The organism is Bradyrhizobium sp. USDA 4474, from assembly GCF_054057515.1.
The window spans coordinates 4,809,806-4,828,960 of the sequence record NZ_JBSRZJ010000002.1 but is presented as its reverse complement, the minus strand read 5'-3'; the positions used below and the strand labels follow the sequence as shown (position 1 = coordinate 4,828,960).

Sequence of the window (19,155 nt, the reverse complement as noted above, 5' to 3'; positions counted from 1 at the left end):
TACTTACTGCTCAATTCCGTCTCGCGATAGTCCCGACATATCAATAGAGGAGTCCTTGATGTCCCGAAAAGTCGTTCTCACGTGCGCAATCACCGGCGGGAATGCGGCAGTCGTTGCAAAGCATCCGAACATCCCCAAGACGCCTTCGCAAATCGCTACAGCGGCCATTGATGCGGCGAAAGCAGGGGCTGCCGTCGTTCACATCCACGTTCGTGAGGAGGACGGGACGCCTTCGAATCGCTTGGAGCTTTATGAACAAGTCGTAAAGAAGCTGCGCGACTCGTCCACCGACGTCATCATCAATCTGACATGCGGAATGGATGGTACGATTGTGCTCGATTCCCTCGACCCGCCAACGCTTGGCAAGGCCACTGCGCTCAAGTGCCCGAGGGATCGTGTCCTCCAAGCGACTACGCTCAAGCCGGAGATCGCCACACTTGATTGTGGTTTGTTGGCGTTCGGCGAATCGATCTATGTGGCGCGAATGTCCGACTTGCGAGAAATGACGAAGCTCATGCAGGATGCCGGCGTCAAGCCCGAGCTCGAATGCTTCGACCTCGGCCACATCGAAAATGCCAAGAAGCTCATCGAAGAAGGTACCCTCAAGGGCCCGCCGCTGTTCCAATTCTGCCTTAGCACCGGTACTGGCGCTCCTGCTGAGCCGATCGTGATCCAGGCCATGAAAGAAATCCTGCCTCCCGGTGCGATTTGGGCTGGATTTGGCTGTGGTCCGGACGAAATGCCGACGGTTGCGGCAATTGTGAGACTAGGAGGACATATTCGCGTCGGGCTGGAGGACAATATCTATCTGCGGCGCGGCGTGCTGGCATCCAACGCCGAACTCGTCGACAACGCGGTTGGGATTATTGAGAGGATGGGCGCCAGCATCGCCACACCGGCCGAAGCGCGACAAATGCTCGGCTTGATGAAGCGCGGCTAAGAACCGCTTTTTGTCGGAAACAGCCGGGCGTCTTGACGGTGGGCTCACGTCCTCTGCAATCAAGCGATAGCTTGGTCTCAACGCGCTGACAATGGAGAAGAGAACGAATGGCTGAACTTGTAACCACGCGCAGTGAAGGGGCGATCCTCGCCTCACGCTCGATTGCACGAAGGCTAATGCCATTGACGCGGAAGACCTCCCCGCTAATGGGAGTGTGGAGTTGCCCCCGTCAGACCGGACACTCGGCTCGATTGAGTGATGCAATGTACTCCCGCGTTAAGCGGTAGCCCACCCGGGAGTGCGGGTGTTCTGAGTTGTAATCCTCCATCCATTGGTCGATCCGCTGCAGGGCGGTGCTCGCGTCAGGGATCGGGTTCACACGAACATAGTCACGCTCGAAGCTCTTGACGAACGCCTCGGCCATGCCGTTGCTCTCGGGGCTTTCGACCGGCGTGAAGCAGGGCTCCAGGTTCAGGGCGGCGGCAATCTCAAGGGTGCGATAGGCGGCGAAGATGGATCCATTGTCGGTCAGCCATTGCACCTCGCGCGGAGCGCGGATGTCGGCGAACCGCTGTTCGACACAGTGGACCATCATGTCCCGGATCATCTCGCCGGAGATCCCAGCCGTTGTGGCCACCCAGCTGATGACCTCGCGGTCGTGGGTGTCCAGGGCAAAGGCAACCCGCACGATCTCGCCATTCCAGCAGGTGAATTCCAGCGCGTCCGAACACCAACGCTCGTTGGAGCGGCTTGTCATGATCGTTCCGTCATGGGCCCGCGGGTGCGGCGCCCTGTATGCCGGGCCAGCAACAAGCCGCTCTTCTTCATCAGTCGGTAGACGCGCTTGGCGTTGACAGGGTCGTGGCCGGCGGATCGCCGCTCGCGCTTGAGGAGCGCGGCGATCCGCCGGTATCCATAGCTTGGGCGGCTATCCACCAGGCGACGGATATCAGACGTGAGCTCCGCATCCCCAGCGCGGGTCTGGGGACCGCGCTTCGGGCGCTTGCCACCCGCTCGCTCAATCAGGTTGGAACGGGCCACCCCGAGGGTCTCTGCGATCCGTTTCACGGGGTATCCTCCGGTGCCTGCGATCGCGACAGCAAGGTCGGTTTTTTTACCCGTGCAAGATCAAGAGCCTCCTTGAGGATCTCGATCTCCATGGTCTTGCGGCCCAGCAGGCGTTCGAGGTCTCGAACCCGTTCCTCCAGCCGCCGGACCTCGGACGCGGCGACCACATTCTCGTCGGCCCGCACCGCTTCCTCGCCCCCTTCACTCATCAGCCGTCTCCATCGGAAGACCAGGCTCGGGGAGAGCCCATGGCGACGAGCAACATAGCTGATCGACATGCCCGGTTGCAGCGTCTCGTTGACGACCAAGAGCTTCTGCTCCGTCGTAAATCGCCGCCGCCGGGCAACGCCGGTCATGACTTCCACCTTGTGTCAGACATAGGCGTATGCCTAGGACTAGGTGTGGTCTTTCAGGAGGTTGTCCATCTGGTCTGAACCGAGGAAGCTGAGGTTGCGAAGCTTCAGTGTTCCAAGGAAAGACCAGATGAACGTCCACAAGAATGCGCCTTTGACGCCCAAAGGTCGAGAGGCGATGGTGCGAAGCGTAGTCGAGGGTGGGTTGAGCCAGGCCGGCGCGGCTGACCTTTTCAACACGACGCCGAAGACGGTCGCCAAATGGGTCAAGCGCTTCCGCGAGAACGGTGTGGCTGGCTTGCTCGACCGCTCGTCTCGACCTCATTCATCGCCGAGCCAAACCCTGCCGGCCACGTGCACCGCCATCGAGGCCTTGCGCCGGCAGCGCCACACCGGCCCAAATCGCAATCGAGGTCAAGGTGTCGCCAGCCACGGTCAGCCGAGTGCTTCGTCGTTTGGGCTTGAACCGGATCCGCGATCTTGAACCGGCCGAGCCGGAGCGCCGTTATGAGCGTGAGTCTCCAGGCGAGATCATTCACATCGACATCAAAAAGTTCGGGCGTTTCGAGCGGGTTGGTCATCGCATCACCGGCGATTCAAGTGGTCCAAACAGGAGCCGAGGCGTCGGCTGGGAGTTCGTCCACGTCTGCATTGACGACCATTCCCGCGTCGCTTTCTCGGAGATCAAACCGGACGAGACGGTGGACAGCGCGGTGTCTTTTCTCAAGGCGGCTGTGGCCTATTATAGAGGCCTTGGGGTCACCGTCACGCGCGTCATGACCGACAATGGCGGTTGCTACCGATCTCACGCCTTCGGCGAGGCGTGCGGCGACCTGGGCATCAAGCACATCCGCACCAAACCCTACACGCCGAGAACAAATGGCAAGGCAGAGCGCTTCATCCAAACCGCACTACGCGAATGGGCTTATGCCAAAGCCTATCCAACCTCCGATCGCCGCGCTCAAGAGTTGCCGATCTGGCTGCATCAATACAACTGGCATCGGGCCCATGGTGGTTTAGACTCACAAACACCGATCAGCCGCCTCGGGCTGACCGAGGACAACCTCTTGAGGCTCCACAACTAGGCCTAGCTCCTCCGGCTAACGCCGGTGTCCGGTCGAAACGGGGGGCAGTTCAGCAGGAATGCCTGGGCGCATTCCGGACACGTCGATCTCGGGGCGGCTCGTGCCCGCGAAGTCACGGCAATCGTCGACCGACGCCGCAAGCCAGGAATGATCGTGTCTGACGATGGCACCGAGTTCGCCTGCCATCACTGATGGGGTTGGGCCACCCCTCACAGCTTCGCTGTGGCAAGGTGGGCGGCGTGCATCATTCGAAACGGAGGTTCCCAAGCCAGGAGCTGATACAATTGGGTTGGATCTTACGAAACACGTGCTTACTGACAGCGGCATACGCCGCCCACTGATCGAATCACTCTAGGCAAACTGCGCTATCTCCCCTTCCAAACCGGATTGCGCTTTTCGGCGAAAGCCCGTGGTCCCTCCAGCCTATCCTCCGAACAATGGAGGGCTTCTACACTCGCGAGTTGGCGACGCGAAATCCTATTTATGGCGTCTTGGAACGTGAGGACCTCCGCTACGCGTACCGTCTCCTTGATCGCGGCAAATACGAGCGGCGGCCCGCTGGCGAGTAGTCGTGCAATCTCCCAGACGCGTTCCTCGAGCGTTTCCTTGGGCAGCACCTCATTGACGATACCCCAGCGATGCGCCTCTGCGGCATCCATCCAGCGACCCGTAAGCAGTAATTCCATGGCGATATGGTAAGGAATGCGTTTTGGTAACTTGATACTTGCCGCGTCGGCCAGCACGCCTGCGCGAATTTCCGGCAGCGCGAATGAAGAATGATCGGCGGCGTAAATCAGGTCACAGGAGAGTGCCAGTTCGAAGCCACCACCTACTGCCATGCCATTGACGCAGGCAATCACCGGTTTGTTGAGGCCGCGTAGTTCCTGCAATCCACCGAATCCGCCGACGCCGTAGTCGTTGTTGCCGAGTTCGTCCGCAGCTGCTGCCGATTTAAGATCCCAGCCTGCGCTGAAGAATTTATCACCGGCCGTCTTGACAATTGCGACGCGCAACTCGGGATCGTCTCGAAACGCCTTGAATGTATCACCCATCAGCTGGGAGGTTTTGTTATCTATGGCATTGGCCTTCGGCCGATCCAGCGTGACCTCTACGATTGCGCCTTCGCGGCGGGTGGTGATGACGCCAACCATTTCTGATTTTCTCCAGTTTTCCCAAGCATCAGAGTTTTACTTCTTCGAAGCACCAGCAGCGCGTCTGCAATCCAGGCGCCTTTGCCTTCTGTACAGACAATCAGCGGGTTAATGTCTACCTCTTCGATCTCGCGGGAATTTTTCTGAACAAAGGTTGCGAGGCCTGAAATGGCCTCGATAGCTGCCGCGACATCCGCCTTGGGCCGCCCGCGGTAGCCTTCCAGCAACGGGTAGAGTTTCAGTCCGCGCAGCGCTGCTATTATATCCTTGTGCGTTGTCGGCAGCATCAGGGTTACCGTGTCGCGCAACAACTCAACCAGTACGCCGCCGGTGCCGAGCCTCATTACTGTGCCAAACATGGGGTCGCGGACGAAGCCGACGATTAGTTCGGCGACGCCGTCGCGTACCATACGTTCGACGTAGAGCCCTGACCCGAGCGCGAGCAGATCATGCGCTGCGGCACTAACCGACTCGGCGTCGCACAGATTCAGCCGCACCGCACCAACTTCCGATTTGTGCGCGACGCCTAGCGCCTTCAGTGCTACAGGAACTCCGAGCGCCCTGGATACGGTCACTGCCTCTTCCGCATTGCCGGCGCGCTCGCCCTTTGGCACGGGCAGCCCAGCTTTGAGCAGCATTTCCTTGGCTTCGGCCTCCTCAATTACTAGACGATCGCCGGCAAGCCTACCTGCAGCCGCGGTGTCGATTGGCTCGGCCCGCGGCCCCGACCACGCCGTGCCAATAAAAGCTCCCGCCTCTGCAGCTTGCATCGCTTCTGAAATCCCTTGTAAAGGCGCTATGCCACGCTCTATGATTCCGGGAATGTACTCTTCAGGCATGTTCTCGGGTAGCGACGAGACAATCGCGCCCCGCGCCTTGTTGGCCTTCAGCGCCGCTTCGAATGCGCGTATACTCGGCCAATAAGTGGTGTTCGAGCAGCGGTCGGGACGCGGGAAGTCAAGCACCATCATGTTGAGATCAAGGCCACCCGCAACCATTGCCGTGAAGGTGTCGGTCAGCGCCGGCTCGTTGTTCCAGATGAAGGTGTGGTAGTCGAGCGGGTTGGCCACCGCAACCAGCGGCCCAAGCGTCGATTTAACACTGGCGCGGTGCTCGTCGGTGAGGCGAGGAAAATGTACGAGACGCCCTTCCGCACTGTCCGCCAAGACCGAAGCTTCGCCACCCGAGCAACTGACCGAGGAGAGGCGTGGGCCAGGCAACGGTCCGGTTACGTGCAAAAGCTTCAGCGCCTCGACGAAGGCGGGAATCGATTCGACGCGGGCGACACCAAGCCGCTTCAGGAATGCGTCGGAAGCGGCGTCCGAGCCAGCAAGCGAAGCGGTATGCGATAAGGTTGCGTGACGCGCTTGCTCGGAACGGCCGACTTTCATAGCGATGATCGGCTTCTTCAACTCTCGCGCACGCGCGGCAAGCCTTTCGAAACCGGCTACGGAATCGAACGCTTCAATGTGGAGCCCGAGTGTGCTGACGCGATCGTCCTCAATCAAACCAAGGGCGATCTCGGAGAGACCGATCTGCGCCTGATTGCCGGCGGTCATCAGAAAAGCGATTGGTAAGCCACGCTTCTGCATCGTCATGCTGATGGCGATGCTTGAAGACTGCGTGATAATAGCGACGCCACGGCTTCCTTCGGCCAGTCTAACGCCGCCATGCTGGTCAGGCCACAAGAGTGCCCCATCGGCATAGTTGATCAGACCATAGCAGTTCGGACCAAGCATCGGCATGCCTTTGGCAGCCTTAACCAGCTCACTCTGCAGCCGTTCGCCGTCGTGGTCGTAGGCTCCGACTTCGAGAAAGCCGGAAGCATAGCAAACGGCGCCCCCCGCGCCGCGCAAGGCGAGGCATGAGATCACGCCTATAGTGAGATGCCGGTTCACGCCGACGAAAGCGGCGTCAGGCGCACCGGGCAGATCGGCCACAGAATGGTAGGCCCTTCGGCCGGCAATCTCATCTTTGGTTGGGTGCACCGGCCAGATCTCGCCCGCAAACCCTATCTTAATGGATTGCGTAACAACAGATGCGGCCTGTCGACCTCCGAAGACAGCGATAGATTTCGGACGTAGGAGGCGCTCTAACTTATGCATCGATCAGGTCCTAAAAACCAAGATCGCGCTGGGGACTCCAACGGCGATCCATCGCCCACTCCTGCGGGGAATTGCGTCAAACAGCAACTCCCCAGATAGGGGAGGTCACAGGGATCCTGCGGTCAAATTGATCACCGGATTCATACCCAAGCTGCTCACACCCGCACGGTTGCCCAGTGAAGCCTCAACTGGAACACGAGTGCCGGCTTGACAAGTTTACTCACGCCAGCGCCTCAATTTTGCCCTTCAATTCATCGCTTCACTGAGGAGTCCTCCGAGAGCCGCTAAGTCGCCTTAGATGAAAGTCTGTATCGCCAAACGAGGCACCTAGCATGGTGACATGTTTGAAGTAGTGACCGACGCTGTACTCCATCGTCATTCCGATGCCACCGTGGAGTTGGATCGACTGGTGCCCGATCGCCTTCGCCGCGCGACTAATCTGGGCCTTTGCCGCCGAAACTGCGCGCTCGCGCTCGGTCGTCTTGGCTTCGCCTATCATCATTGCGGCATACATGGCCATCGACCGGGATTGCTCTAGTTCGACGAGCATGTCGACTGCCCGATGCTGCAAGACCTGAAAGTCGCCAATTTTCCTGCCAAATTGCTCGCGCGTCTTGAGATATTCGAGAGTAATGGCGTTCATTTTGGCAAAGCAGCCGACGGCTTCTGCGCAAATTGCTGCAATCGCCTCGTCAGCCACTCGCGAAATAACTGGGAACGCTCCTGCCGGGTCACCAATGACATTGGCGGCTTCGACGTGCACGTTCTCGAGCGTGATCTCGGCCGCACGCAGGCCGTCTTGGGTCGGATAGCCGCGGCATGTAAGACCTGACGCATGGGCATCGACCAGGAACAAGCCGATCCCATCCTTGTCCCGCGTCTCTCCGGCTGTTCGTGCCGATATGATATACTCGTCGACCGAGTCGCCGTGGAGAACAAGGCCCTTCGCGCCATTCAGGATCCATCCATCGCCATTGTTCTTAGCCTGCGTCTTAATGTCGAAAAGGTCAAAGCGCGACTGCGGCTCAGCATAGGCGAAAGCCAATTTCATCCGGCCCTCCGCGATCGCGGGGATAATCTTTGTCTTCTGCGCCTCGCTCGCCCCGTGCCTGAGGATACCGCCGGCAAGGACGATGGTCGCGAAATAGGGTTCGAGGATCAGCGCCTCGCCGAAGGCCTCCAAGATGATCATGGTATCGATCGCACTGCCGCCGAAGCCGCCATATTCTGGAGCAAAGGGCAACGCGAGAAGACCGAGTTCGGCATAGCGTGACCACATCGCTTCACTATATCCCCGCTCCTCCGCCTGATACCTGCGGCGGTCGTCGAAGCTGTAGCTGTCGAACAGCAGCCGCTCGACGCTTTCTTTGAGAAGCCGCTGCTCCTCGGAAAGATCAAAGTCCAACGTAATATTCTCCTGAACCTGGGTCGCGCCAGCGGCCATTGAACCTCAGAGGCCGAGGATCGCCTTTGCAATAATGTTCTTCTGGATCTCGTTGGAGCCCGAATAGATCGAGGCGGCTCGGCTTCCGAAATATGTAGGCGCGGCCCTCGTGACCCAATCAATGCCGATTGATGGCTCACTGCCGCTCTCGAATTCCTCTTCCGAGAAATAGGGAAGCGCGTAAGGGCCGGCTACATCCATTAGCAGTTCGGCTGTCATCTGCTCAATTTCCGAGCCTCTGAGCTTAAGGATGGAGCTTGCAGGGTCGTGCGAGCTCTTCTGCTGCTTTGATGCATTAGTGACGACGCGAAGCTGCGTCAGTTCGAAGGCCTTCAGTTGGACCTCGACTGCGGCGACCCTCTCGCGGAACGCGGCTTGGTCGACTAGTCGCTCATCGCCGAGGCAACACTGCGCGGCAAGTCTCTTGGCGTGCCGGATACGCTCCTCGGAAATGGCTACTCCGGCGTCTGCGAAGCGTTCATTGCCGAGTAGAAATTTGGCATAGTCCCACCCCTTGTTCTCCTCGCCGACGAGATTCTCGGCCGGAACACGGACGTTATCGAAGAAGACCTCGTTTACTTCGTGACCGCCGTCGATTAACTGTATCGGACGCACACTGACGCCTGGCGTCTTCATGTCGATCAAAAGAAAAGAGATCCCCTGCTGTCTTTTCACATCCGGATTCGTCCTGACCAAGCAAAAGATCCAATCAGCGTATTGCGCCCAGGTGGTCCAGATCTTCTGGCCATTGACGACATAGTGCCCGCCATCACGTACCGCTCTGGTCCTGAGTGAAGCGAGATCGGACCCCGCGCCCGGCTCAGAGAAACCTTGGCACCACCAGTCCTCTGCATTAGCGATACGCGGCAGGTAGTGTTTCTTCTGCGCCTCGTTCCCGAAGGTATAGATGACCGGGCCCACCAGAGACTCGCCGTATCCGAACTTGAACCGCGCGGGAAGCGCCCTCACCTCTTCCGCAAAAATGTACTGTTGCAGCGGAGTCCACCCCGCTCCGCCATGCTCCTTAGGCCAAGTCGGGACGCCCCCGCGATTGAGGATACGCGCTCCCGCAGCTTTCTCCTCTTTCGAGAGCTGACGGCCTTCGGACAATTTTCGCGGTATCTCCGGCAACATGTTTTCACGCAAGACGTGCCGCACTTCTTCGCGAAAGCGCCGTTCTACTTCTGTGAATTCAAGATCCATTGCTCTTCCCGTATCTAAATTCTAATTCAGACTGCCACAGTGGTGATTGCGGAGCACTTCGAAATCTTGAGGAAGCCGAGCCTCGATTGGAGAAGATGCATCGAGATCACCTTCAGCACTACGCCCATCGTGACTTTCATCAGAACGCTCGCCGCGCGGGCCTCAACCGCCGACCGGGCCGGACTGCATCATGTGCGACCCTCGCTCGACCGCGAGGACAGCGCCTATGACTGCGCAGGCAATCGACACATTTGAACAATTTCACCGCAACGCCACGCCGACGATACGATTGAATAAATAGTATCCGTCCGTCATGCAGAAATTAAAGAATATGGCGACTGATAAGCAGAAATCCTGCGCCTCCTAGTTGTCCGTTGAAGTATTACTTCTTCCCATCTGACGGCGATCGAAGAAGCCGCCAAAGCCTCTCATCTTCGTTCCAGCTCTATTGCATGTTGGTTTCACAACTCGGCTGTCGTTCAGCTCAAGGTGGCCGATGAGCGCACGAGCGCGCAAGGCAACGCGGTGCCGAATCCGGAGCGCGGACCAGCTCTGCGCAAGGAAAATACAAGCATGTCCTCGCAATCATTCTGAGTCGGAGAGGATAGCTGGCTCTATGCGACGTGTTTCGCGCGGCCTAACTCATGCGGTCCACGAGGTCACTTCCTGATCGAATACGGAGCATATCGAAGACGACGCTCGAAGCAGTGCAGCGTCACTGTATCATCGAAAGATCCGACGTCAGAGTGCCTGCGGTCAGCTCAAATGCACCCGACACTGACGTGCGAAATTGCCTGGTATCAAAAGATTTGGAGCCGCGACTTTACTTCTATGCTCAGGACCCAAGAGCCGAAACCGGAAGAGCTCGGCGCCCTAGCCACGTTCTTATTGTACGAAAGCTCCACGTATTCCGTCCAGACGCATAATTTAGGCCAGACGAGGCACCACATCGAGGGAATACGGCTCGCAAGGCTGCTAGCATTCAACGTGACTAGGTCCATCGTTCCGATCCTCAGCCTGATGGAGCACCATGGCCGAGATCTTCGTTTCCCCGAAGCAAGAATTCGTTCGTCGTCCCACCCCCTGCTATTGCCAATGAGTCCGATGACAGAGCTCTCACCCGTGATTTCAGCAATCGATCAGCATCACATCGACCATCGGCGCTACCCCCATGGAGTCGCTTTTATGGATGGGCAATACTTGCCGATGTCCGAGGCCAAGATCTCGGTGCTCGATTGGGGTCTGCTGCATTCGGACGCAACCTACGACACAGTACACGTCTGGAACGGACGGTTTTTCCGATTGGATCTGCACCTTGACCGATTTCTGGCAGGGGTTGAACGTCTTCGCATGAAGCTGCCTTTCGGTCGCGAAAAAATTGCATCTATCCTCGTGCATTGTGTAGCCTTGTCCGGCCATAAATCGGCTTACGTTGAGATGATCTGCACGCGGGGTTCATCTCCGACATTCAGCCGTGATCCTCGCCAAGCAGAGAACCGTTTCATCGCGTTTGCTGTGCCTTATGGCTCCGTTGCCAACAAGCAGCAATTGGAAAGAGGCTTGCACGTCGCGATCAGCGAGACCGTCCGCATCCCGCCAAGTTCAGTCGATCCCACGATCAAGAACTACCATTGGCTTGGATCTCGTGCAGGGTCTTTTCGACGCCTACGACAAGGGCGCCGAAACGGCGCTGATCTTAGATGCGAACGGGCATATTGCGGAAGGACCAGGCTTCAATGTGTTCCTGGTAAACGATGGATCGTTGAGGACACCCGCTTTTGGCGTACTGCCCGGTATCACGCGTCGAACGGTCCTCGATCTTTGCACGGAAATTGGGCTCCGCGCCACCGCTTGCGAAATCAGCCGTGACGCTATCAAAGAGGCTGATGAGGTGTTCATTACCTCCACAGCCGGCGGTATCATGCCCGTGACCCGCATCGACGACACTAAGATTTCCAAGGGGCAGGTCGGATCTATCACCCGCCGGCTTATGGATCTCTATTGGCAAAAGCACGCGGATCCCGCATGGTCGACTGCTATCATTTATCCTTGATCGGAAATGAACCATGCGCTCGCTCTTTGGTCAGCGACTACGCGACAATCTCGATGAGCTATCATCGCGAAACCTCCTGAAAGTCGAGCGAGAGATCGCCTCGCCTCAGTCGACGCATATACACCTGCGCGCACTTGGCGAGCGCCAGCTCCTGAACATGTGCGCGAACAACTATCTTGGTCTAGCCAGTCACCCAGCACTGGTGTGCGCCGCGCATGCGGGTCTCGAACGGCATGGCTTTGGAATGTCGTCCGTGCGGTTCATTTGTGGAACGCACTCGGTTCATCGAGCGCTTGAATGCAGGATTTCCAGCTATCTTCGCACTGAAGACACGATCCTATTCGGTTCGTGCTTCGATGCGAACACCGGTCTGTTTGAGGCCATACTCGACACTGACGATGCGGTAATCAGCGATAGCCTGAATCATGCAAGCATCATAGATGGAATTCGGCTCTGCAAAGCGAAGCGACTTCGCTATGCCAACAATGATATGAATGAACTAGAGCACGCTCTACGCGAGGCAAGTCACTGCCGAACAGTGCTCGTTGTGACCGATGGCGTATTTTCCATGGATGGCGCTGCCGCGAATCTTCCAGGCATCTGCGAGCTAGCAAAACGCTACGGCGCCCTGGTCATGGTCGACGACTCTCATGCTGTGGGGTTTATCGGCCCAGAAGGGCGTGGAACGCCAGCGCTGTACGGGCTCGAAGATCAGATTGACATTCTTACCGGCACGCTCGGCAAAGCGCTTGGCGGAGCATCTGGAGGGTACGTCTCGGGCCGTAGCGAGATCATTTCTTGGTTGCGACAGCGTGCGCGCCCATACCTCTTTTCAAACTCACTGATGCCTGCAATCTGCGAGGGTTCATTGGCCGCAATCGACTTGGCAGAAAGCGCAGACGATCTCAGGCAAAATCTCTCTGCTCGCACTGGTCAGCTACGACAAGGGTTGATCGGTCTGGGATTTCAAGTTTTGGGCAACGAGCACCCAATTGTGCCCGTGATGACCGGGGACGCGGCAGTGGCGGTCCAGATTGCTGAGTTCTTGCGTACGCATGGCATTCTCGTCGTTCCGTTCTCGTATCCTGTTGTCCCGGAAGGCGCTGCGCGGATCCGCATGCAGGTAAGTGCCGCCCACAGTGCGGGCGACATCGAAAGAGTAATTGCAGTATTCCGATCGGCAAGGTCGGACCTTAATAAGCCAACTATCACACACGAGCTCTAAGCTCTCCAACATCAGGCAACCCCAAGAAATCAATTCACGTCGGGGGACGCAAACCGCCTCTCCGGCATGGCCCAAATACATCGAAGCAGGGCCGTAAAGTCAGCTACGGGTAAAATCGAGCGAGCCACGTGATTGCACTCTGTAATTAAAGCGCAGTTGGTTCACTAATCTAAGCTAGCCGCATTTTATCTGCTGTAGTTTTGCCGCTCGCCGAGCCTTTGGTTGACGAGATCAATCGAGACAGACCGGGTGATTCAGATAGACAGCAATGTCTCGACCAAATTCACCCAATAGCCTATGCCATAAGGTAACGCTTCATCGTTGAAATCATATGCCGGGTTGTGCACACCGGCAGTCGGCCCGTTTCCGATGAATATCATTGCGCCCGGCCGGGCCTCCAGCATGTAGGCAAAGTCCTCGGCCCCCATACCTGGTTTGATATTCTCGTGCACAGAAGCGGCTCCGACCAGGCTGCGTGCCGCCCTGATCGCCAGATTAGTCTCTTCGGTGTGGTTGAAGGTCACCGGGACTGATCGACGGTATTTAAACTCGATATCCGCTCCGAATCCGCGCGCGATACCCTGGGCTGCCGCCATGATCTGGCGTTCGGCAAAGTCTCGCAGCTCCGGAACATGAGTTCTAACAGTGCCGGCCATTTCGACTTCATCGGCAATGACGTTGTAGGCGTTGGCGGCGTTCAACTTAGTCACTGAAATGACAAGCGAGTTGATCGGATTCGTGGTGCGCGACACCAGAGTTTGCGCGCCGACGATGATCTGTGCAGCAATTACGACTGGATCGATGGTCTCATGCGGCTTGGCCGCATGGCCGCCCCGCCCCTTCACGACAATGTCGAAATCGTCTTGTGAGGCCATGATCGGTCCATCGCAAATGCTGAACTTGCCGATCTCGGTGCCCGGCGCGTTGTGCATCCCAAAGACTTTCGAGATGCTGAAACGGTCCATGATTCCTTCCCGGACCATTTTCAGGCCGCCGGAGGGAAGCTCCACTTCTTCTGCCGGCTGAAAAATCAAGGCGACGCAGCCTTTGAAATTGCGTGTCTTGGCGAGATATTTCGCAGCGCCCAGCAACATGGCCGTATGACCATCATGCCCGCAAGCGTGCATTTTACCGGGCACTTTCGAGGACCACGGCTTGTTTGAGGCCTCGAGGATGGGCAGCGCATCCATGTCGGCCCTCAGCCCGATGGTGGGACCATCTCCACCCTTCCCTTGAATCAATGCAACGATGCCGGTTTCAGCTATTCCCGTTTCGATGTGATTGATACCGAACGAGGCGAGCTTCTCGGCGACAAACCGCGCCGTATTGTGTACCTGAAAGTCGAGCTCGGGATTTTCGTGGAGATATCGGCGCCAAGCGGTTACCTCATCCTGCAAATCACGAAACTGATCAACACTATGCATGCCAGACCTTAAAATCCGAATCCATTAAAGGATACAGCACCGCCTGAGCGTGCGGCGGGCTCTCGGTGCGCACGCGTGAAGCGGCCCCACGCACTTTTTGCTGCTGTCGCTCGCATTCTGACCTTTTCGCAATGGAGTAAGCCATAAGCAAAATGTAGAGACGTCATGGCAGGAGCGCCGCAACTATTTGGCGCAGACCGTGTCGGCTTCTGCACTCTACTCGTGAACTCCAATTTGCCACAGTCTCTTAGGCCGGCTCGCTGATATCGCACACTTTCGTGCGGCCATTGAGACGCACGCTTAAAACGCCAATGAGACATCATGGCCGCTTCAGGCTTACGGCGAGAGCTCGGCATGCCCTTCCTTTCTGCTACGTTCCGTCTTCTTATTTGTTATATGGCCACCACTGGCATTTTTCGCGAAGCACGAGAAGTGAGCAACTGCGAGCCAGTTTCGGTCACGACGACCACCTCTTCATGCAGCATCAGCTTAGGTGATCCGTCGAAATATGAGGGATATGAGGTGCTCGGTTCAATGTTAATGATCATGCCTGGCTTTAGTATTGTCTTGTCATCCGGTTGGACAGACGGTAGCTCTGGCATCCATAAGCCCATGGAGTGTCCCATTCGGCCGATGTTGGTAGCTTTACCGCGATTGTTTGAGCCATTTAGTACGGCCGACATTGCGCCCCAGACATCACAGATCGGAATGCCAGGTCTAGCGGCGGCAATTCCCGCTTCAGTGGCATCCCAAACGACCTGATAAGCATCCTGGGTGTGCGGATCAGGTGCACCGAAAGCAAAGTGTCGATCGAAATCGCTCCAATAAAAGTCGAACAGGCAGCCGGCATCAATAAACAGCACGTCTCCGTCCGACAGAATTTTGTCGGTCGGAACACCGTAAGGACGCGTATATCCCCCGCGCCCAGAAACACCCACTATTTTGCTTGTCTTCTCGACACCGCGACTGAAACATTCGAATTCGAACTGGCGACAGGCCTCGCGTTCCGTCATACCCAGACGCAGTTTAGATGCTAAATTTTCGAATGCTTCCGAAACAAGCCTACATACAGTTCGAATTCTGCCAATCTCTAGCGGAGACTTGATCATTCGCAGTGGCGTGAAAATCGGATCCGATGCGTCGACGAACCTTCGAGGCTTGATCGCATCCGCAACACGCAAGAAATCACCTGCGGGGAAGCCAAGCCTACTCTCCGCACCAAGCTCTACGCCGATTCTGGCGTCCTCTGGCAGTAACTCGCGCAACGCTTCGGCAAGTGCGGACACACCCTCATTTTTCGGATTTGGACTCGGCCAGCTTCGGCAGTTTTTTACCCACGTCGTGTCTCTATAAAACTGGTCCATTCCCTCCGGAACGACGGCAACGGGGTCACCCGACGAACGAATGAGAAGAAATCGTGGCCGGGTCGTCTGGTACGGGGTCGTGCTAGGCTCGCCAGTGAAATATCGCAAATTGTGTTCGGACGTCGCCAAAAGCGCGTCAATGGCATGCTCTTTCATCAGACGCCGCGCGCGCTCGACGCGGTCCTCGTATTCGATCCGGGGAAACGGATCATACTGAATGGTCCTTATCGAACCAATCCCCATACCGTTCATCGCTCTTCTCCAGAGAAACACGTCAATCGCAGGACGACCGACAATTTAGATGCCGATCCGACAGCAGATGGCCACCTTCGCGCGCTCATTCGACAATATCCTTCGGGAAAGCCGCGCGTAATTTTTTATGCGAAAGCATGGGAACACCGAGCTCTTCCGCGAGCAGGCGAGCAACACCTTTGTAAGGCGCTTTCAGCTTATCGTGGTACACGATGCTTTGGATCCCGCCGACAATCGAGTGCACGCAAGCTCGCAGGTCGATCAAACGACTTTCCTGGTCATAGCCATCCGACACGAGCCAATGGTTTGGTAGCACGTGACTAGCCGCGATCGGGAGGCGATCGCGCGACTGCAATACCGCGTTCGTGAAGCTTGGCTCGAAGTGAACACCTCCGATGCAGAGCACGGAGTGCACCGGTTCCTCAATACGATCGAAAATTCCCAGTAGCGATCGCGCCAGCACTCGAGCTGCAATAGGATTTCCCCAATCTTCGGGTGAGCTTCCGATCTCGACATCGACAGCCGAAGGTCGCAGGTCAGCGAGACGGGTACCAGCATCACCAGCCTTGACGCCGGACCAATGAGTCGCTTCCAGGTAAGTGCGATAAGAGTCAAGACCGGAAGTGAGCCGCTCGGCTTCGATCGCTAGAAGAAGCCCCCGGGTAATCCGGGGATCGACCGCGCTGAAGGTCCCGGTGCCCAGATCGCCCGTCGTTTGAACCGAGAAGATCGCGTTTGGCGCATTAGCGCCCTCGTGCCAGTTCACGATGCCAATAACGTTGGCATCACCGAAGCGATCATTAAACATTGGCGCGTAGCGCGCATAGTCGTTACTTACGACCTCGTTCGTGGCCACGATCGAAATCCTGGCGTCATGCAAGCCAGCAACTTCGAGCACCGAGTGCCCATCGAGTTCGAAACTCGTTGTAACAGGAGCGCATGCGGTTTTGAGAGCGTCGAGAACGTGCCCAGCGACCGGGTCCTTTTCTTGATTGACGCAGAAGACAAAGACGGCGTGCCTCATCGAGGTCCTCCGCCGAGTTCAAAGCAGATCGAGAGCGTGAGAGGTCTATCTTCAACTTGGCGCGGTCGTCTTTTCGGACTTCTCGGAAACCACCATGCTCTTTGAACCAAAATCCGAGCTTGCACGGCGAGAGCGGGCGCGCGGGAGGCGATCAACTGGGACAGAGCCACAACGGCGCTGCTCGCGCTCTGAGTCCCCTTGTCCGCTGGCCTGCCTGGTGAAGCAGCGACCTGGACTCGCGCGGATTGATAGTGGCGGCAGCGGATCGCCGGACCAGCAGCGAACTTAACCTGCCCGCGCGACGAACACGGGCGAATCTTGCCGTCATGGGCCAGAGACGTCGACGCAAGCGGTTTGAAGAGCCGCTCATCGAGCAGGGCAACCGCGTCAGGCGTGCAAGCCTCCATTTTGGCTCGACTTCGAAAGAGATGCATGCCAGCGACAGCTTTCTAGGTTCATACACCCACCGCATACTTATTAGAGCGTCGCCGCGCCAACATTGTGCGTTCTTTAGATGATCTCGCAGAATTTCTGCGCTAGCCGGGGATAGCTCGCCGGAAACCACTGGGCATCGAGCAATGCAATGATCAAAAGCGAGATCAGCATAGTACTCGGCAAGAAACCACCTGCTAATCTGGGTGGGGGAGCTAGGGCAAAACATCAAGCCGTCGCTTACGCCGCCGATTTTTTGGTCCGACGACTCATCGCGGCTTGACAGGTCGTGAGTACGTCTGAGAGTGTTATCATGTCTGATGATGGTGTGCGGGAGAGCGCGATAAGCCTGCAAAGGCCTATCACCGCCGACGGAGCAACCCCCCAAGGAAACTCTCAGGCCCAGGACCGCACACCGAGGACGATCTGGAGAGAGGTGCCAGTCAGCACCCACCGAAGGGGACCGCGATCCACGTGGATTGCGGATAAAGCTCTCAGGTGCACGGACAGATTTGGGGACGGAGGGAGGGCGAAAGCCATTTCACCGTTCGTTCAACCCTGTCCTGGAGCACACGATGAGCACGGTCGTCATTATTGGATCCGGTATCACCGGAGTTACAACTGCCTATGCCCTGGCCCGCCGCGGCTATTCGGTTACAGTCTTGGATCGCCAGCGCTATCCGGCGATGGACACTTCGTTTGCGAACGGGGGCCAATTATCGGCAAGCAATGCCGAGGTCTGGAATAACGTCGCAACGATCGTAAGAGGCTTGAGGTGGATGCTGCGCAAAGACGCACCATTGTTGCTGAACCCAAGGCCCAGTTTTCACAAATATACTTGGCTGGCAGAGTTCGTAAGCCAGATTCGAAACTATCGCCAAAATACGATCGAAACGACGAAGCTAGCGATAGCCGCTCGCGAGCATCTTTTTGAGCTAGCCGATCGGGAGAGCATCGATTTCGACTTGGAGCGGCGAGGAATTTTGCACGTTTATTCGAGCAAGCTCGAGTTCGATGCGGCCTCTCGCGTGAATCAGTTGCTGCTCAAGGGCGGATTGGATCGCCGTCCCGTGACGCCCTCTGAAATGCTTGCAATAGAGCCAGCTCTGCGCGATCAGTATTATGGCGGCTTCTTTACCCCGTCTGACTCAACCGGCGACATTCACAAGTTTACGCGCGGCCTCGCTGCGGCTTGCGAGCGAGGGGGCGTACGCTTCGTCTTTGATGCGGAGATCTGCGGCATGCGGTCCGACCGAGACGGTGTGGTCGTACACTGGAAACCAGGTTCGTCGAAGGAAGAACTCAATGCCGAACGCGTAGTGGTTTGCGCAGGGGTCGGCAGCCGCCGCATTGCTTCAATGCTGGGGGACAACATCAACATTTATCCCGTGAAGGGGTACTCGATCACGGTAGAGCTGGGAGACGAGACGAGCCAAAAGGCCGCGCCTCGTGTCAGCCTGCTGGACGAGGCCACCAAGATCGTGACCAGCCGGTTAGGAGAAGATCGCTTCCGGGTCGCGGGGACCGCCGAGTTTAATGGCGAAAACCGCGATATCCGCTGGGATCGAATTAAGCCCCTGATAGGATGGGTAGAGCGATCGTTTCCGGATGTGTCCACCGCGCAGGTGGTGCCATGGGCGGGCTTGCGTCCTATGACACCTAGCATGATGCCGAGGGTTGGCCGAGGCAAACGCCCGAATGTTTTCTACAATACTGGCCATGGCCATCTCGGCTGGACATTATCCGCTGTTACAGCTGAAATGATCGCTGATGTCATTATGACAGACCGCAGCAACACTCGGCTGAGCGCATCGCTGCCCTGATCCTGTTCAGTGGATCCTAGTCCATACTCCCGCCGATATCGGGGCGGGAGCACGTCGGTTGTGACAGAGCCGAAGCGAATTTGCAGTCGCCTTCGAAAGGTGATGCGCCCCTCAGTGCCGGGCAACTCGGTTCCCGCAATTTATTGTCTAGGTAAGCCCTGTGACCACTTGGCACGTTGCTTCCGAAAGCCTTCCTATGACGCAGTTGT

General features: G+C 57.3%; 10 protein-coding genes, 3 pseudogenes and 2 riboswitches. Of the genes and pseudogenes, 5 read left to right on the top strand and 8 right to left on the bottom strand.

Annotated features, from left to right (window positions below; translation table 11 throughout):
- Positions 1-58: 58 nt before the first annotated feature.
- The gene (locus tag ACVW16_RS24550) at positions 59-940 is read left to right on the top strand and encodes a 3-keto-5-aminohexanoate cleavage protein (protein ID WP_456701636.1); all 882 of its coding nucleotides are present in this window, start codon (positions 59-61) and stop codon (positions 938-940) included.
- 229 nt (positions 941-1,169) lie between these two features.
- Here ACVW16_RS24550 and ACVW16_RS24545 read toward each other — a convergent pair.
- Positions 1,170-2,364 (bottom strand): annotated as a pseudogene (locus ACVW16_RS24545) (IS3 family transposase).
- A 127-nt stretch (positions 2,365-2,491) separates the two neighbouring features.
- On the opposite strand from ACVW16_RS24545, the pseudogene ACVW16_RS24540 reads away from it, so the two are divergent.
- A pseudogene (locus tag ACVW16_RS24540) lies at positions 2,492-3,446 on the top strand (IS481 family transposase).
- Positions 3,447-3,811: 365 nt separating this feature from the next.
- On the opposite strand, the gene ACVW16_RS24535 reads toward ACVW16_RS24540, so the two are convergent.
- From ACVW16_RS24535 to ACVW16_RS24520, 4 genes are all read right to left on the bottom strand, one after another.
- Positions 3,812-4,597, bottom strand: a complete 786-nt coding sequence (locus ACVW16_RS24535; protein WP_456701635.1) for a carnitinyl-CoA dehydratase — start codon at positions 4,595-4,597, stop codon at positions 3,812-3,814.
- Positions 4,555-6,702, bottom strand: a complete 2,148-nt coding sequence (locus ACVW16_RS24530; RefSeq protein WP_456701634.1) for an acetate--CoA ligase family protein — start codon at positions 6,700-6,702, stop codon at positions 4,555-4,557. The genes ACVW16_RS24535 and ACVW16_RS24530 overlap by 43 nt, the downstream gene beginning before the upstream one ends.
- A 259-nt stretch (positions 6,703-6,961) precedes the next feature.
- Complete coding sequence (locus ACVW16_RS24525; RefSeq protein WP_456802623.1) at positions 6,962-8,107, bottom strand: acyl-CoA dehydrogenase family protein; 1,146 nt, start codon at positions 8,105-8,107, stop codon at positions 6,962-6,964.
- 45 nt (positions 8,108-8,152) lie between these two features.
- On the bottom strand, positions 8,153-9,349 hold the full coding sequence (locus ACVW16_RS24520; protein WP_456701632.1) for an acyl-CoA dehydrogenase family protein: 1,197 nt from the start codon (positions 9,347-9,349) through the stop codon (positions 8,153-8,155).
- A 1,095-nt stretch (positions 9,350-10,444) separates the two neighbouring features.
- On the opposite strand from ACVW16_RS24520, the pseudogene ACVW16_RS24515 reads away from it, so the two are divergent.
- Positions 10,445-11,402 (top strand): annotated as a pseudogene (locus ACVW16_RS24515) (aminotransferase class IV).
- Positions 11,403-11,415: 13 nt separating this feature from the next.
- The gene (locus ACVW16_RS24510; RefSeq protein WP_456701630.1) at positions 11,416-12,627 is read left to right on the top strand and encodes a glycine C-acetyltransferase; all 1,212 of its coding nucleotides are present in this window, start codon (positions 11,416-11,418) and stop codon (positions 12,625-12,627) included.
- 254 nt (positions 12,628-12,881) lie between these two features.
- On the opposite strand, the gene ACVW16_RS24505 is transcribed toward ACVW16_RS24510, so the two are convergent.
- From ACVW16_RS24505 to ACVW16_RS24495, 3 genes are all read right to left on the bottom strand, one after another.
- Positions 12,882-14,051 carry a M20 aminoacylase family protein gene (locus ACVW16_RS24505; RefSeq protein WP_456701629.1) on the bottom strand — a complete coding sequence of 390 codons (1,170 nt, stop codon included), beginning with the start codon at positions 14,049-14,051 and terminating at the stop codon, positions 12,882-12,884.
- A 392-nt stretch (positions 14,052-14,443) separates the two neighbouring features.
- Entirely contained in the window at positions 14,444-15,667 is a 1,224-nt protein-coding gene (locus ACVW16_RS24500; RefSeq protein WP_456701628.1) for a M24 family metallopeptidase, read from the bottom strand.
- A gap of 85 nt (positions 15,668-15,752) precedes the next feature.
- On the bottom strand, positions 15,753-16,691 hold the full coding sequence (locus tag ACVW16_RS24495) for a D-aminoacyl-tRNA deacylase (RefSeq protein WP_456701627.1): 939 nt from the start codon (positions 16,689-16,691) through the stop codon (positions 15,753-15,755).
- A gap of 753 nt (positions 16,692-17,444) precedes the next feature.
- A riboswitch (glycine riboswitch) is annotated at positions 17,445-17,544 on the top strand.
- Positions 17,545-17,547: 3 nt separating this feature from the next.
- Positions 17,548-17,635, top strand: a riboswitch (glycine riboswitch).
- Positions 17,636-17,698: 63 nt separating this feature from the next.
- Here ACVW16_RS24495 and ACVW16_RS24490 point away from each other — a divergent pair.
- Positions 17,699-18,946, top strand: coding sequence for a D-amino acid dehydrogenase (locus ACVW16_RS24490; protein ID WP_456701626.1), 1,248 nt, complete (start codon positions 17,699-17,701; stop codon positions 18,944-18,946).
- The last annotated feature ends 209 nt before the right edge of the window (positions 18,947-19,155 follow it).